Source organism: Cellvibrio sp. OA-2007 (assembly GCF_000953825.1).
Taxonomy (GTDB): Bacteria; Pseudomonadota; Gammaproteobacteria; order Pseudomonadales; family Cellvibrionaceae; genus Cellvibrio.
The window spans coordinates 25,144-41,865 of record NZ_BBUL01000076.1 but is presented as its reverse complement, the minus strand read 5'-3'; the positions used below and the strand labels follow the sequence as shown (position 1 = coordinate 41,865).

Annotated in this window: 11 protein-coding genes and 1 pseudogene; 5 read left to right on the top strand and 7 right to left on the bottom strand. The window is 47.3% G+C overall.

Going from position 1 to position 16,722, the window contains the following annotated elements; genetic code table 11:
- Together AWU77_RS04525 and AWU77_RS04520 are read left to right on the top strand one after the other, a co-directional pair.
- On the top strand, window positions 1-1,560 hold a 1,560-nt coding region (locus tag AWU77_RS04525), incomplete at its 5' end, for a type I secretion C-terminal target domain-containing protein (RefSeq protein WP_152625265.1).
- 58 nt (window positions 1,561-1,618) lie between these two features.
- The gene (locus AWU77_RS04520; protein ID WP_062059745.1) at window positions 1,619-1,948 is read left to right on the top strand and encodes a hypothetical protein; all 330 of its coding nucleotides are present in this window, start codon (window positions 1,619-1,621) and stop codon (window positions 1,946-1,948) included.
- 57 nt (window positions 1,949-2,005) lie between these two features.
- Here the strand turns inward: AWU77_RS04520 and AWU77_RS04515 are convergent, their stop codons facing one another.
- The 7 genes from AWU77_RS04515 to mltF form a co-directional block, all read right to left on the bottom strand.
- Window positions 2,006-3,919, bottom strand: coding sequence for an EAL domain-containing protein (locus AWU77_RS04515; protein ID WP_062059743.1), 1,914 nt, complete (start codon window positions 3,917-3,919; stop codon window positions 2,006-2,008).
- Between the two features lie 64 nt (window positions 3,920-3,983).
- Window positions 3,984-4,658 (bottom strand): transglutaminase-like cysteine peptidase, encoded by a 675-nt coding sequence (locus AWU77_RS04510; RefSeq protein WP_084618054.1) that lies wholly within the window; start codon window positions 4,656-4,658, stop codon window positions 3,984-3,986.
- A 190-nt stretch (window positions 4,659-4,848) separates the two neighbouring features.
- Entirely contained in the window at window positions 4,849-5,568 is a 720-nt protein-coding gene (locus AWU77_RS04505; RefSeq protein ID WP_238582302.1) for a GntR family transcriptional regulator, read from the bottom strand.
- A gap of 570 nt (window positions 5,569-6,138) precedes the next feature.
- Window positions 6,139-8,706, bottom strand: coding sequence for a DUF349 domain-containing protein (locus AWU77_RS04500; RefSeq protein ID WP_062059741.1), 2,568 nt, complete (start codon window positions 8,704-8,706; stop codon window positions 6,139-6,141).
- A gap of 56 nt (window positions 8,707-8,762) precedes the next feature.
- Complete coding sequence (locus AWU77_RS04495) at window positions 8,763-9,212, bottom strand: hypothetical protein (RefSeq protein ID WP_062059738.1); 450 nt, start codon at window positions 9,210-9,212, stop codon at window positions 8,763-8,765.
- A gap of 25 nt (window positions 9,213-9,237) precedes the next feature.
- A complete protein-coding gene (locus tag AWU77_RS04490; RefSeq protein WP_062059735.1) occupies window positions 9,238-12,291 on the bottom strand; it encodes an FAD-binding and (Fe-S)-binding domain-containing protein in 3,054 nt (1,017 codons plus the stop codon).
- Window positions 12,292-12,449: 158 nt separating this feature from the next.
- Window positions 12,450-13,970 (bottom strand): membrane-bound lytic murein transglycosylase MltF, encoded by a 1,521-nt coding sequence (gene mltF, locus AWU77_RS04485; RefSeq protein WP_062059733.1) that lies wholly within the window; start codon window positions 13,968-13,970, stop codon window positions 12,450-12,452.
- Between the two features lie 658 nt (window positions 13,971-14,628).
- Between mltF and AWU77_RS04480 the strand changes: the two genes are divergently transcribed.
- The 3 genes and pseudogenes from AWU77_RS04480 (at window position 14,629) to AWU77_RS20925 (ending at window position 16,691) form a co-directional block, all read left to right on the top strand.
- Window positions 14,629-15,981: a type II toxin-antitoxin system HipA family toxin gene (locus AWU77_RS04480; protein ID WP_062059731.1), complete on the top strand. Its 1,353-nt coding sequence runs from the start codon at window positions 14,629-14,631 to the stop codon at window positions 15,979-15,981.
- Between the two features lie 17 nt (window positions 15,982-15,998).
- Window positions 15,999-16,238: pseudogene (locus AWU77_RS20930) on the top strand (helix-turn-helix transcriptional regulator); the annotation flags it as partial.
- 120 nt (window positions 16,239-16,358) lie between these two features.
- On the top strand, window positions 16,359-16,691 hold the full coding sequence (locus AWU77_RS20925) for a YegP family protein (protein ID WP_062059752.1): 333 nt from the start codon (window positions 16,359-16,361) through the stop codon (window positions 16,689-16,691).
- The last annotated feature ends 31 nt before the right edge of the window (window positions 16,692-16,722 follow it).

The window sequence follows — 16,722 nt, the reverse complement described above, 5'->3', positions numbered from 1 at the left end:
CTCGTTTATAGCGTGACGCTGAGCAACCCATCGGCCACCCCAACCAGTTTGGCTTATAGCCTGGGTGGCGGTACTGCAGTAGCAGCGGATATAGGTACACCCACCTTCAACAATGGTGTGACCCTGGTTGGCGGTAACTTGATTGTGCCTGCGGGCGTGACCAGCTTTAGCGTCACCGTGCCAACAGTGGATGATGCCATTGTTGAGGCAACTGAAACTGTGCCTTTAACCATTGGCGGTGTGACCGGAACGGGCCGCATTTTAGATAACGACTCACCACCTAATATTGCTCCTGTCGCCGGCGATGATCCTGTATCCACGCAACTAACCGCCGGATTAAAAAGTGGCACCAACTTTACCTGGACTCAGCCATTTATCAGTTCGATTAGCGCAATTGGCGGCACATTAATTACCAATAACGCAGATGGTGTTGCAGGTGCTATGGGCGTTGCAGGAAAGGGTAGCACTACAGAGGTTGATGATGAAATCCAAAATGGCGAAGCTATTTTGGTTACCTTTAATGCTCCTGTGGTTAGTGCAAGCTTTGGTTTTGACAAGCTCGATTTTGCTGGCGTTCCCGAAACCGGCTTGTGGATTGCTTATCTCAGCGGTGTAGAAGTAGGTAGAGGGCAATTCAATCCGACAGATGCTACCCGCAGAGGAACTGTCGATGTCAAAGATGCTTCAGGTAATGCAATCGCATTTAATCAACTTAAATTTGATACAGCGACAGCTGGCTCTGACTATGTTGTTACCTGGTTAACGGTTGGCCGCAATACCGCGACAGTACAAGAGGGAACAAGTGTTGCCATCCCAGCTGCTTCGGGAGTATTGGTTAACGACTCGGATTCAGATGGCGGCACATTATCAGTAGCTGCTGTACGTACTGGGGCAGAGGCAGGTGTAGGAACCGACGGCACCTTAGGCGTTGCATTGCAAGGTGCTTATGGCAAGTTAATCCTGAATGCTAATGGTAGTTATAGTTACACCGCCGATAATCTTGCCAGTTTGCATCCTGGCCAAATTGCCAAGGATTATTTCACCTATACCTTATCGGATGGTCAAGGCGGTACTGATAAAGCAACCCTGACTATCTCGGTATTTGGGACTATGGGAAGTGATAACCAATTTTATGGTACGGCTGGAAATGACACTATTGTTGGCACTAGCGGTGCTGATTTTATTAGCGGTGGTGCAGGCAACGACACTATGACCGGCGGTTTAGGTGCGGACACCTTTAAATGGGCGCTGGCCGATAAAGGTACTGCCGGAGCACCTGCAACGGATGTCATTAATGACTTCAGTACTGGGCAAGGGGATGTGTTGCACCTCTCCGATCTATTGCAAGGTGAGAACTCTACGAACCTTACTAATTATTTGCATTTCACCTATGCGGCAGGCAATACAACCGTTCATATCAGTAGTGCTGGGGGCTATAGTGCTGGCTACGTTGCAAGTGCGACAGATCAAACCATTATTTTAAATGGCGTTAATCTCAGTGGCACCGACCAGGCTATTATCAATCAATTAAAAGCCGCAGGAAATTTAATTACTGACTGATAAATAAGTGTGAAAAAATCCCGCTTTTTTTAGCGGGATTTTTTATTGAGGGTATTTTATGTATGTAAAACGCAATCAAAGCGGTGAGATTGTTTCAATCAGCAAAGTAGCTGAGCGAGAATTTACCGAGTCGCTCGGCGATGATGCACCGGAAATACTGCAGTTTTTGCAGAGTGAAAAATCCGCTGAACAGCTCGCACTCGAACAAACTGATCAGGCAATGGCGCGGGTATTAGAAGACGTGGTGAGTTTGTTGGTGGAGCAGGGCGTGATTCGTTTTACCGACTTGCCTGCGATTGCGCAGGATAAACTATTGGCGCGCCGCGAATTGCGCGGCAAACGCCAAGGTATTCAACTGCTGGATGATGGCGATAACTTACACCTTTAATCGAGCACATTAAAAAGCGCAACCTTAACAATACACTTTTAATAATAAGTTTTTGCATCAGATAATGTGCGAGCCGGTAAATCCATCGAGCCCTATTTTACGTAGAGACTGCTGCTCTGCATCGCTGATTACACCCTCGGCAATCATCACAATACCTAATGAGTGGCCCAGGGTGCAGAGGCTTTGCACAAATGTTTGGCTGCTCGTATTACTGTCAATATCGCGCGTAATGGCGCTGTCTATTTTTAAATAGCTCAGCCCCATTGCCTGTAAATCACCAAATTGAGTGAATTCCAAACCAACATGTTCCAAGCCAATACGGCAACCTAAGCTGCGCAGCCGCGTAGAAAACGCGCGCAACTCTTCCAGATGGCGCAGCATGCAAATTTCAGGAAATTCTAGCCACAAGTTTTTCGTGTGCTCTGGCTCATTGCGCAGCAGGGCAATTAGCTGTTCGCGAAAATTGGCGCTGCATAATGACGCAGCCGAAATATTAATCGCCAGCGGTTCACTTGTATGGCCAAGTTGTAACAAGGCTAACTTTATTATGGCCAAATCCACATCCGGCATTAATCCTAAACGTACAGCCCAATGCATAAAATAACCGGCGGACTTGAAATCTCTATCTAATTTCAAGCGTGCAGCGGTTTCATGGTGAATTAAATCACCATTGGTGTTGCGCACGGGGAATTTAGCTAGCGCAATAGTTTGTGCGCTCAATGAAGCGGTAATGGCTGTACGCCATTCGCTTAAGTTGTGTTGCGCATAGTTCGTTTGATTGTTTTCCAACATCACAATTGCACGGTTACCTTTTAATTCTGCCTGTGCCAGCGCACCATCCAGTTTGTGTAGAAGCTCATTGCGTTTGTCACTGCTGGTAAAGTTGCATAAAGCTAGGGGTAAGGCGATTTTGTCAAAGCCGCTGGCAAGTAGTTGAAAGCTCAGCCTTTGTGATAAATCTGCACTGAAAATATCGATGGGCGTATCGGTTGGGGTGAGTAAAACAAAATCGCTACCGTTTAAGCGGCCTGCGTAGCTGTGGGCATAGCTACCCTGAATACCGTTTAGAGCATCGGCAAGGACACGCAATATTTGGTCGACTTGTTGGTGTCCCAATTGATTGTTGAGTTCATTCAAATTCATCACTCGCGCCATTACCAAAATGCCAGAGGACTGCGCATCTTCCCGGGTTAACAACGTATCGAGCAAGTTTAAAAAATGGGTGCGATTGGCTAGCCCGGTGATTGGGTCTTTTTGCGATTCGCGGCGCAGCACCTCAAGTTGGCGCGCCTCTTTATCTAGCATTTGTTTAACGCCCTGCGATAGCGTATTCATCGCGCGTACCAAACGCTGAAACTCTTTAGTTTTTGGTTCCTCCGAGGTGATAAAACGGCGTTCACCTATGGCTTCAGCTTGATGAACAACCAAATCCAGGGGGCGTGAAATATATTTCAAAATAAAACTGCCAATTAAACCGCTCAGCAGTGTTGCTACAATAAACCAATCCAATAAATCGCGGGTGTTGTGCCAGAGTGCTTCTATAGCGTAGCGCGAGTGACTTTTTACTATCAGGGTGCCCGCTTGTTGCCAGCCATCTTGTACCTGTGCAATGCCGGGCGCCACATTAAATTTTACGTATTTGGAAAACCATTGCGGCACAGTAGTAGCGGTAGGGGTATGTTCTTCAAAGTTGCGCGCAACAATAGGTTTTTGGTTGGCGTCTTGAAAAATAATATACTCGTAATGGCCTGCATCAAATTGCGCAGTAATGAGTAGTTCCAAGGTGATGGGATCCTTCTCGGGCATTTGCGATATGGATAGCGCCAGCGAATTGGCATTGTCGATATTTTTTAAGCGCAATTGCTCCTGTAGATAGGTTTTTGCCGTCAGTGTGCTGATAACAAAATTACCGCTCAGCACTAACAGTAAGAGCACAATAATACCAATCCACAATTGTTTAATTAATGACATGCTGGTTGCCTTTTACTATTTGTCGTTTTTGATGATATTAGGGTAGAGCACCTATTGTTCATTATTAAAAACCTTCTGCTTTGGCTCTCGCTAGCAAATCGCGCCAGCGCGATAGGCGTGCAGTTGGATCTGCTGCTGTCGATTGATTGCCCACCCAGAGCCCGTCGCTGTTAAAGCTGAATATCGGGTGCAAGTCTGGGCGTTTATTGGCGGGCTCAATAGTGTTAATCAGGCTGTCCAAAATTAATGGGATTGCATCCGGAGTAGGGTAATAGCCCAGCACCATATGCGCCTGAAATACTTTGCTCTGTGCTCCACCGATTTGGGCTTTTACATAAATCAGACGCAATTGTTGCGTTGCAATGCCTAATTGCAGCAGGCTGAAATATTTTGCGATAGTGTAATCTTCGCAATCACCTGCGCGCATCCCCATAATGTCTACCGGTGTGGCCCAGTAGTCGCTCTTCTTCCACAGAATACTGTCTTCGGTATAGCGAACATGGCGATTAAAAAATTGGTTTACCTGAAGTAGTTTTTCTTCTGCTGATGAATGGTTGGCTTTATCGAGCATGAGATTCCATGCACTCAGTAGAGCGCTGCCGTCGCTGCCGTAACGGTTTTGCATGACCTGCTGCATTTTCTGCGGGTCTAGCTGTGCAGATGCCAGAAGCGAAAAAATAAACGCCAGCAGACTCAGCATAATTTTAATGCGCAGATGAAAAGATTCAGACCGGCACATCAAAATGTTCCGTTAGGTGTAATAGTGCAGGGAAACAATAAGACATGATTGCATCGTTGTAATGATCAGCATGCCTTGGAGTATAGCCAGTGTTTGGAAAAATGCGTCTTTCGCTTCACTCAGCGGAGTAGTGCAATACAGAGTCGCTTGCAGTGGCCACTCTGTACTGCAATGGTGTAGCGGATATTACTTAAATAAAATATTCCGGATGTTCCTGTGGGATCAATTCCAAAATATTGTAAACATCTTTTAAGTGCATACTCATAGCAGCGGCTGATTTATCTGCAGCGCCAGCTTTGATTGCCTTAATAATCGCCGCATGTTGGCTAAGGACTCGTTTATATTGACCGCTCACATGCAAACTGAGATTGCGCACACGATCCATATGGGCTTTTTCTGCTTCGATAAAGGCTGCAACACGCGGATATTGTGTAAAACTTGCCAGCGCATGGTGAAAGTTGTCATCGAGTTTTTGAAAGGCGAGTGCGTCATCATCTGCTGCTGCCGTTTTTTGGTCGGCGATAATCTTTTCACAGGTGTTCACCGCCTCCAAGCGGGTTGCTGCGTCTGGATTGGTGGCAATCTGGGTGACTACTGCAACCTCCAATGCCTCGCGAATAAAACGTGCCTCTAGAATTTTTTCAATACTGAATTTAGACACATAGGTTCCGCGTTGTGGCCACACCTCAACAAAACCTATATTGGAGAGTTGGATTAATGCTTCCCGTACCGGAGTTCGGCTAACACCAAATTGCTGGGCGAGAGCAGTTTCGGAAATCATTTGGCCGGGAAGAAGTTCCATGCTGATAATTGCATCGCGGATAAAGCCAAATATTTGGCTTGCCGCCGGGCGGTCATAAGACAAACCTTTGGATTCTGGACGCATGCTAATCAAGGGCTGTTTCGCCACTCTGTATCTCCTCTGGAAAAATCAATCTGCCAACATCGAGCTGCGCTGAGTAGCAAAGATGGATTGTGCCTTGTTACGTGCCGCTATGCCATATGCGTTTGCGCATGATTTAGTGCTGCATCCAGGGAATTAAGTGCCAATTGTCTGCTTAAATTACTTATCAGTAAAAAATAATCTACTGGCGGAATTGTTTTTGGGTGGCATAAAGTCATTATGACAAAAAGCTTGACCCACTAGTATGCAAGAGGTAGGATTGCCTCAATGTTTACTGAACTATCGACAGGGCAGTGAACAGGGGTTGTGTTTGACCTTATTTCTGGCGGATTTTTTCCGCCAGTTTTTTTAAAGCTTAATGTTGTGGTTGAACTATTTATATTGAACTTTTATGTAGATTGTTCTTTGTAGTAGCTCACCTTTGTATTTTGTTTGACCTCTCCCTTATCTTGCAGCCACTGGTTTCAGTGGCTGCTTTTTTTATTGCAAGTTATTTGATTTTCAGCATATTAAGAACAATAAAAAAGCGAGCAAGGTGTTAACCGGCTCGCTTTGTGTATTGTTAATTACTGCGGTTTAGTTTTTTAAGCCTTGTGCTCTGCTGTAATTAAACCGTTTCAATAGTGATAAATAAACGGCAGTTGTCACGCCACCTAGCGCAATCCACTCCAACACCAATGGTTCAAAGCTGCTGTCGCGTTGGCCAAAAGCCTCCTGCATTTGTTTAACCTGATACGCCATACGCACTTGTTTGTCTTCTGCCGGACTTTCCAGACCTGCCAAAATTTCTGCACGAATAGTTAATGTACGTAGCAGTTCGGTATTGTTTACTTGCGTGGCACTGGTGATTGCATCTGCTTTGGCTAAGCGCTGTTGTAACAGGCTAAGCGTACCACTAGGCCAGCGCGGGGTACTGGCGATGAGTTCGTCCAATTTTTCTTTTTGTGCAGCAAGGGTTTCACTGGCGGTTTGTGCAATTACGGCAAGTTCATATTCACGCAGCGCGTCCAGTGCGTTAAACAAGTCAGTCCAACTTTGTTCTTCCGCTTGGTTGCGCGCGCTATCGCGTTTGGTAGCAATCGCGGTGATGGCGGCATTAAATTTGTTTTGCAGTGCTTTAGCCGTTTCTTTTGGTAAATCCAATGCAAAAAACTCTGTTTTAACCGCGTCTATATCTGCCTTCGCTGCATTCAGTTGTTCAAGTGTTTGGCTGCTGAATTGGTTGAGTTGTTCAATCAAACTCTCGGCTTGAGTGGTGATTGCCTGACGCTGTTCTTTGGCTGCCTCAAATGCTTGGTTGCGCTGGGCAAATACCGCATCGCAATGGCTGCGGAATTCTTGCCAGAGTTGTTGATCTTCTTTGTGCCAGCTTTTGCCGATGGTTTTCCATTGGGCTTGTAATTGTTTGACTGTTTCAGTTGCCGCGCGTATATCGGTAGCCTCTACCAATGTTTGCGCCTGTTCGATTAAACCTTGTTTGGCGTTTTTGTTACTTTCGTATTCGCTGGTGATTTTGCCAAACAATTGTTCCATCAAACTTTCAAATTCTTTTTGCAGTTCATTGCCAGCTTTGCGTGGTACCGGCCAGTAGGTTTGCCACTCAGCGCGAGCCGTTTTTAAAGTTTGTTCAACGTCTTTCCACACCGCATTGCTAAAATCGTAGCCCTGTAAATACTGCTGTAATTGACTTACTAACTCGCGGCGTTTATTTAAGTTGCTTTCGCGCTCCGCTGCCTGCGCTTCAAAAAATTCTTTGCAGGGTGCATAGGCCACGGCGGATGCCTGCTGGAATTGCTGCCAGAGTTCGTCGTCTTGTTGCTGTACACCTTTGCTGACTTCTTTCCAGTTGTCTTGCAGTTCGTGCACTTTAGTCGCGAGAGCCTCTGGGTTCATGCTGCTGTTAGCCAGTTCTTGCATCTGAGTAATCAGCGATTCTTTTTTAGGGGTGACAGCAAATTCGTGCCAATCGCCAAGTTTTGCCAGCTGTGCTTCAAAGTCATCGATTTTGGCTTGAATACCTTTAGGGATTTCTGCCAATTGCGCACGTTTCTCTTCAAGCTCCTTTTGAATCGCGCGGGCTTTGCGCACAAAACCTTGCTCCGCTGCCCATAAACCTTTGCGCGCCAGTTCACTGAAATCGCGCAGGGCATTTTTGGCCGCCTGCTCGGTTTGATGGCGCTGCGCCCAGATTGCATCCAACTTGGCTTTGGCTTCGTTTAATGTTTCCGGCAGTTCATCGCCCAACTCTTTTGCTGACTTGATTAATTGTTGCAGTTTTTGCTGTGCATTTTTGACCAGCTCGGAATCTTCCGCTTGCTCCAGTTTTTCGGTTAATTGTGTAACTGTGCCGGAGGTTTTGATTTGGTCGAGTAAATTCAAGGTTTGCTGTTTGCGCAGTTCGAACGCTTTGCTGAGTTTATCTAGCGGTAATTGGCGGTTGGCAGCCAAACGCACAGCATTGCTCAACTCCTGAATTTTTAATTCGTAGTTAGCGTTGAGCAGTTCATCGACATGGCTTGCGCGATAAATATCGCCCGCCAATTGTTTTAGGCTGTTATAAGCCTCTTCTGCCAATTGCAGGGCTTGTTGATCGAGTGATAGCTTTTCTTCTTCATCGGCGATGGCTTGCGTGCGAGCGTTAATTTTTTCTTCGCAGGCGGCAAGCGCGCTTTGGTAACGCGCTTGCGCTACAGCAGACACTTGCCCCAAGGCATCCCACTCGCTTTGCAATACTGTCAATTTTGCTTTGAACAATGAATCTGCTTCAAAATGGGAGTGGCGTTCCAGCTTTTCGCAAATGCGCGCAGCACTGGCTTCCAGTTCTGCCAGTTTTGCATCTTCCGCTTTAAATACATCCAATTTAGCTTTAACAATTTTAAATACGTTTTTGTCTTTGGTTTTCACCGCTTTGGCGAGTTGCTCCAGAATCTCACGGCTATGTATTTTTTCCGCAGCCGCTTGGCGCAATTGGCTGGTGGCGCCATCGCTGGCGAGTTTGAGCAGCTCGCTTTCATCGTTGGTTTGCTCAACCACATCCAAACTAATAACCGGTTTCGGTGCTTTGGGTTCTGCAACCGGAATAGGTGCTGGCTTAATCGGTTCGGCTTTGGCTTTGCTTCCAAACAGTTTGCGTAATAATTTCATAGTCGTGGCTCGTCAGTCAGTGAAAGTTGTTAGTAGTTAAATTTTGAAACTAAAGTTTACTTAGAAGGGTGCTGTTTCGAGTCTAAAAATATCAGCTCATCTTTTAATAGCCCATATAAATAAAAGCAAATATAAGCTTGCACTATGGTTGCTAGAGCAGTTGGTATGATGCTGTCAGCGTTAGTGAAGAGGCTGATTACAAGTGCTAATACAAAAATACCTAACACGGCTAAACACCAGAATAGTGCTTTTGCTGAACGCATAAATATTAATTTAATCGGTGGGGCAAATAGCAACCAACTGACAAGTGAACCTATTATTAATGGTGCTTGTATGGAGTCGCCTGTTATGGATTTATAAAGGCCGATAAAAAATCCGACAGAAGAGGAAAATAGAATAAACCCATAGACGATAGATATTATCCATGCACCATCTGGATGTCCGCTACTAAACGGACGCGCAGTAATTGGATCACTACCATTAAAGCTTTTATCAAATCTATTCATGTTTAGAATTCCTGTTTCTAAGTAATCAATGGAGTTGTTGCAATAAAATCTGTACTGGGTGGGGCAGTTTTACATTGTCGATGCGTTTGGTTTGGCTGCGACAGGAATAACCAGTCGCGGTTAACTTGCCGCTGTTGACTGGGTTGTTCACTACTTGCGACCAGGACAGCGCATAGATTTTTTTAGAGGTTTCGACATTGCTGCTCTCGTGACCATAGGTTCCAGCCATGCCGCAGCAGCCGGTTTCGATCACTTTTAATTGTTGGCCGAGTTGAGCGAAAACCGTTTGCCAATCTTTTACCGAACTCACTGCATTGGTTTTTTCGGTGCAGTGGGCGAGCAGCGAAAACTCGGCGGCTTTGAAATCGCGGGTTTTGCTGCTGAGTTGTTCACTCTGTTGCGCGAGCCACTCTTGAATCAGTTGCACCTTAGGCGCGTTATCGCCCAGCACTTTTTTGTATTCGGCGCGGTAGGCGAGGGTCATGGCCGGTTCTATGCCCATCAGTGGAATACCGGAAGAGGCGAGGCCGTTGAGTTGGGTTGCATTGGTATCAGCCGCTTTGGCAAAGGCTTTTAAAAAGCCATGCACTTGCAAGGGTTTACCGTTGGGCTTGAAGGGTGCCAGTAGCGGAATAAAGCCGAGTTTTTGCAATAGGGTGAGTGTGTCTATTACCAGCGGGGTTTCAAAATAACTGGTGAAGGCATCCTGCACCAGAATAACCGCTTTGGTTTTTTCGGCAGGTGTGAGCTGCGCGATGTTTTCCAGGGTGGCGTAATTAACCCCAAGTTTTTCTGCGGCTTTGTGCAGGCTGATGCCGGTGAGCAGTGGGCTATCGACCATGCCGATAAAACGCGCCATAAACGTCTGCATAAATTGCGGTTTCATCATCAGGTTGTATGCCCAAGGCATTTTGGCGAGGGTGGGAATCATAAATTCCAAACCGCCGATAAAATAATCCTTGAGTGGACGCATATAGCGGCTGTAATACAACTCTAAAAATTTTGCGCGGAATTCGGGAACATCGACTTTAATCGGGCATTGACCGACACAGGATTTACACGCAAGGCAACCCATCATGGATTCGTGTACTTCGTGAGAGAAATCGTATTCGCCTTTGCGTTTTCCAACTGTGTTGATAATGCGTGTTGGCAAATTGAATAAGAAACTTGCGCGCTTTACTTTTTTACTTTCATCGATGGCATTAACGCCGCGCTCGCTCATTTGTTTGAGCCATTCGCGCATTAACGACGCGCGCCCCTTGGGTGAGTGCTTGCGCTCGCGGGTGCCTTTCCAGCTGGGGCACATGGCATCATTCGGGTTCCAGTTGTAGCAGAGGCCATTGCCGTTGCAGTGCATGCCTTCGCTATAGCCTTCCCAAACTTGCACTGGGATTTTGCGATCCTGCTGGCCACGTGTGGTCACTTCATCAATTTTTAACAGTTTGATGTCGGCCGAAGGCGTGGCGATTTTGCCGGGGTTTAACTGGTTGCGCGGATCAAACGCCGCCTTAATGCGCTGGATTTGCGGATACAGCTCGCCAAAAAACGCCGGCGCATATTCCGAGCGAACGCCTTTGCCGTGTTCGCCCCATAAGAGGCCGTTGTATTTTTGGGTGAGTGCTACCACGCGATCGGTAATCACGCGCACCATTTTTTCTTGCGCAGGATCTTTCATGTCCAGCGCGGGGCGCACGTGTAATACGCCGGCATCCACATGGCCAAACATGCCGTAAGTTAAATTGTATTCATCGAGTACTGCGCGGAATTCGGCGATAAAATCGGCGAGATTTTCGGGCGGTACTGCGGTGTCTTCCACAAACGGTACCGGGCGAATTTCGCCTTGCACATTGCCGAGTAAACCTACCGCTTTTTTACGCATGCCCCAAATTTTATTGACCGCTTCATTGCCCCAGGCAATGGAATAGCTGATGCGGCCAGTGCTTGAATCCTGCGCAGCTTGATCGAGCATGTCAGTGAGTTTTTTAACATCCGCATTTAACTCATCTTCTGTGTTTGCGGTGTATTCAACCAGATTGATGCCCTGAATTTTTTCGCCGCTCTCTGGCGCTGGGAAAAATTCGGACACGCTGTGCCAGACTATATCGTTCATCGCCAGATTCAGGACTTTGGAGTCCACCGTTTCAATGGAAGTCGGTTCCGCTTTCATCAGCTGAGTGGCATCGCGCAGGGCGACGTTGAAATCGCGGTAGTTGACGTTAATCAATGCGCTGAATTTGGGAATGGGCAATAGGCTGATCTTGGCTTCGGTGATAAAACCGAGGGTGCCTTCGCTGCCGCACAGAATATTGTTCAGATTAAAACGACCTTGTTGGTCGCGAATATGCGCCAAGTCATAACCGGTCAGGCAGCGGTTGAGCTTGGGAAATTTTGCCTCGATCAGCGCGTGATGTTCACGTTGGATGGCGTCCACAATGCGATGCACTTCACCCACGCGATCGTCGCGTTTCCACAGGGCTTCTAATTCAGTTTCATCGATTGCCTTGGATGCCCATTCAGTGCCATCGAGCAGCACGGTTTTTAATTCGAGAACATGATCGCGGGTTTTGCCGTAGCGGCAGGAACCTTGGCCGGAGGCATCGGTATTGATCATGCCGCCGATGGTGGCGCGGTTACTGGTAGAGAGTTCCGGCGCAAAAAATAAACCGTATGGCTTGATCGCCGCGTTGAGCTGATCTTTCACCACACCGCATTGCACACGCACCCAGCGCTCTTCCGCGTTGATCTCCAGAATTTGATTCATGTATTTAGAGGTATCCACCACCAAACCATCGGTGAGCGATTGGCCGTTAGTGCCAGTGCCGCCACCCCGTGGGCTGAGCACTACGGCCTGGTATTTTGGCTGCTGGCTGAGCTTGGCGATGCGCACCAAATCGGCTGTGTCGCGGGGGTAGAGCACACCTTGTGGCAGCACTTGATAGATGGAGTTATCCGTCGCCAATACCGTGCGGTTGGCGTAGTCCGGGTTCAGATCGCCACTGAAACCATTCTCGCGCAAGGCGTTGATAAAGTTCAGGTACAGGGCTTGCACAGGGGAGGTTTGATTAATACGTGGAATCATGGGGCGGTCATCAATCGGCTGCTATTTATGGGGCGGCATTCTACTCCCTTGCTTACCTAATGTCCTGATCTGAGTGCCAAACAAAAACTGCCGCAAGTGCGGCAGTTTAGGTGAGCGTAGATCTATCTCTTTTTATACGAGCCACACGATTATTTGAATCACAGTAGGGAGACTGTATTGCTGGTGCTTTCCAGTGTATCGCTAGCCGCGCTGTTTTTTTCGCTATCATCCCGACGGGTATTGGCGGACAGGCGGTTGCCATTATTTGTAGTGGCGAGGCGGAACTCTTTTTGCTGTTGATGCCAGGCGATAATTTTGTAGTAGTTGCGCACGTTATCCACAAATCCGACCGGCTCCCAACCGCGCATATAACCGTGTTTGGCACGGCTGTAATACTGTTGTTTGGCGAGTAGCGGCATGTATTTGCGCACATCATCCCACTTAGTGGGGTCACCGCCCATGCGCTCGGTGAGTACGCGCGCATCTTCCACATGACCAAGACCCTGGTTGTACGCTGCCAACGCCATGTTTAGTCTGTCTTCACCTTTAATACGTTTGGGGAGGCGCTTCATAACAATACTGAAGTACTTGGCGCCACCTTGGATACTTTGCTGTGGATCTTCACGATCTTTGATGCCCATGGCTTTGGCGGTATTTCGGGTGAGCATCATCAAACCGCGCACGCCGGTATGAGAGCGGGCATCGGCTTTCCAGTGAGATTCCTGATAGCTGATGGCGGCGAGTAATTGCCAATCCAGATTGTATTTGGCCGCGGCCGCTTGCATATCATCAATCCATTGCGGTAAACGCTGCTCAAGGCGATAGGTGAAGGCCATTGCTTCGCCGGTTGTTACTTCTTCAATGTGGCGATCAAAGAATTCTTCGGTCACTTTGGCGAGGCTGCCATCGGCTTTGATGCTGTTTAGGTATTGCTGTGCTGCATCAAATAAGGTGGTGTCCTGTTGGGTGGGAAATGCCCACGCCAATGGCTGCGGATCACTTACATCAAACGCTAATTGCGCCTTAGGGTAGGACCAGCGATTGAGATCGTAGGCGCTAGAGTCAATCACTGCATAATCGGCTTCGCCTTTATTGATCATATCCAGTAGGTCGATCATCTCAACATTGTCCAGTGCTCGCCAATTCAGCTTGGGAAATTGGCTTTGCAGTGCCTTGAGGCGCTCAGCATGGGAGCTGTTGGCAATTACCAGTACTTCTTTACCTTGCAAGTCTTTGATGCTGGTAGGTTGGGGGCGGCGGCTGTTGTAAATCAGCTGCTGGGTAACCTGCATAAAGGGGGTAGCAAAAGTGACATGAGTATTGCCGCTTTCCAGTTCGGTCAAACTGGCTGCGGCAAAGTGAACCTTCTGCTCGCTAACGCTGTTAAGCATCTCGCTCAGGTCCGGCTCATCTTCAATCACTAATTTCAGGCCGAGCGAATCTGCAAAGCCTTTCACAAGGCTATATTCAAAACCCGTCAGGCCATCGGAGCCTTCGTAGTAGGTAGTAGGGCCATTGGTGGATACAACACGCAATTCGCCTGCTTCAAGTACTTTCTCCAACTGGGTTGGAGGGGTGCTACGTACCAGCAATACACTGCTGGCAATAAATAACGAACCTATAACAAAGCTCGTTAGGATGGACTTAATCACTAACGCTGATCGTTTGCGAATTTCCATAAGGGGGTTACTCCGGTTGCTGAAGTGCAACGCTCGAAAGGCTGTTCTCTTCGTGTGTGCGCATTCATGCCGAATCCAATCCATTAATGACCCGTGCAAATACCCCGCCATTTTATCTGTGGCTTTTGAGGCCGCCTAGCTTGTTTTTTGAGCATATATGGGCTAGGGGAATGGTGAAAATTTGACCTTTTTTGCCTTGGTCCCGCAAATTGCAAGGGTTTTGCCGATTTTCAGCCGTATGACTAAAGCCGACAAACGGTCAAAAAAATACTAAAAAATGTGACTTTTGACGCCTTTGGCGTATCAGAGAACATCAAAAAAGGATCAGAAGGAGTAAGTTTTTGTTAAAAAATTGCACAAAAAATCGCCAAAATTGAGATTTTTTAGTTATAAGCTGCAATGCGGTTTGGTTTTATCTACACCAATAAATCCAATTGCCAGTCATGCCTATTTATTAAACTTGATCGATAACCCGACTGGCGGTAGGAGGTAGGGGCGTTCATATCAGGAGGATTTATGTATTGGGCAGGCGTAGCCATAAAGATATTGAGTGATATTTTGCTCAATGTGTCCAATTAAATATAATAATGTGCAAAATATTTCTCTTTTTTCAATTGAATGTTAATATTTGAGAAATATTTTTCTCAAAAACGAAGCTATGACTCTCACTCTTCAATTATTTCACCATGATAAGTGGCAAGATGCCGCGCTGCTGGATATTGCCGATCCTGCGGCGGGGCGCTATGGGCTTGCACAGTTAAGCTACCATCCCCAGCGTTACGCACTTGAATACCTAGGACGGGATGATGGATGTGCCTGCAGCTTGAGCTTGCCTGTGGATCTCATGCAAATCTACCGCAGTAAACCCTGGTTTGCTTTTTTGGATGACATCATGCCCGCCGGAGCCAGTCGGCGTTACTGGGTCAATTATTTGGATATTGGCCATTTGTCGCCCGCGCAGCAGGATTACCAGTTGCTCGCCCGAGGCACTATAGCGCCGGTAGGCAACTTGCGTATTAAAGAAGCGCTGCCGGTTAAAGTCGACGGCAGCCAACTAACACAGATGCGCTTTCAGCTCAGAGATGTTGTTGAGCGCCACAGTGACTTTCTCGAATATGCGCAAGCGATGGGTGCAGCCAGTGGTGGTGCCACAGGTGCCGGAGGGGAGGCGCCTAAATTATTGGTGCGTTGCTCGGCGCGTGATGAAATTTGGATTGATACCTATCAAGACGATTTAGCCAACAGCGATCAGCATTATTTAGTGAAATTCCCGCGTGGCAATCGTACTCAGGATGACTGCGATATTTTGCGCGCCGAATTTCACTACTATCAAGAACTGAATGCTCTAGGCATTGAAACTATTAATACGCAGCATATGCGGCTCTTGGAGGGCGAGCGCTATCCTTCACTTTGGTTGCCGCGTTTTGATGTGGATTTTATCAGTGGCCAGCAGCAGCGCTACGGTTTGGAATCACTCTACGCTGTGCTTGGCAAAGCCCCTAGTGCTTATCTCAATCATTTCACTGCCCTGCGCGATACCTTGCGAGTTTTACGTGCGCAATATCGCGTAACAGAGTTAGGTGAACCATTTGATCAACAAGCATTTGTGGTCGAATGGGTAAAACGCGATTTTTTAAATGTCGTCTTCGGCAATTCCGATAACCATGGGCGCAATACCTCCCTGATCAAGCGCCCGCAAGGTATTACCTTGGCACCAGTTTATGATTTTGCACCCATGAAAGCAGACCCTGAAGGCATAACTCGCAGCACTACCTGGGGTTCACCCTATGAAGAGGGCGGGCGTTTTGATTGGATTAAGATTGCCCATGCATTGGCTGATGTTGCACCGCCGGAAGCTATTATTGAAGAACTGATGGCGCTGGCCAAAAAACTCAAAGGTCTGCCTGAGCGGCTTGCCGAGCGCGGTGTATCCACACGATTACTGCAACTGCCAGCGATAGGTTTTGATTTTTTGGATGAAAAATTAAAAGCCTGGGAGCTATTGAACTAACTTTTTGTAGCGGCGAGATGATGAAATTACTAACACCACAAGAGCGCGAAGCATTGCTAGTTACCAGCTTGCAGAAAATTTTGGATGGCGAGCTAAGTGAGGGCAAGGTTTTACGGCAATTACGCAAAGAGGTTTTAGGGATGAGCCAGGATCAATACGCCGCACTGGTAGGCGTTAGCAGGCGCACCCTGTCCGATATAGAAAATGATACCGGCAGCCAATCGATTGCCGTTATTAATTCGGTATTCAAACCCTTTGGGCTTCGTTTGGGGTTATTGCCCAGCAGTAAATTTCTGTTTGAAAAATTAGTGGAAGCACAAGACTCCGAAGATGTTCTGGTTTCTGGGCAAGATAGATTGTCCAGTTTTAAAAGAGATGTGCTTAGGGTTTTAGGTTGGTACGAACTCAGGAGAAATGACAAAGGGCAATTTTACTTTGTACTCAAAGTTGGCAATGGTGAGGTGATTTTGATTGGTGAATTCCACGAGTCTAGGGTGGCGGCAGAGGCGGAGATTGCTTTAGCGCAAAAAAACAGCCCAGTGGATGAGCGCTATGACCGCAAAGAAGCGATCAATGGTAAATTCTACTTCAACCTTAAAGGAGCCAGCGGCAAGATTATTGGTACCAGCCAGATGTATACCTCAAGTATTGAGAGAGACAAGGGTATTGCTGCTGTAAAAGCTAATGCAGCAACCCTCACAATTAAATGAACATCATTTATGGAAGGGCTGTATAGCCGCT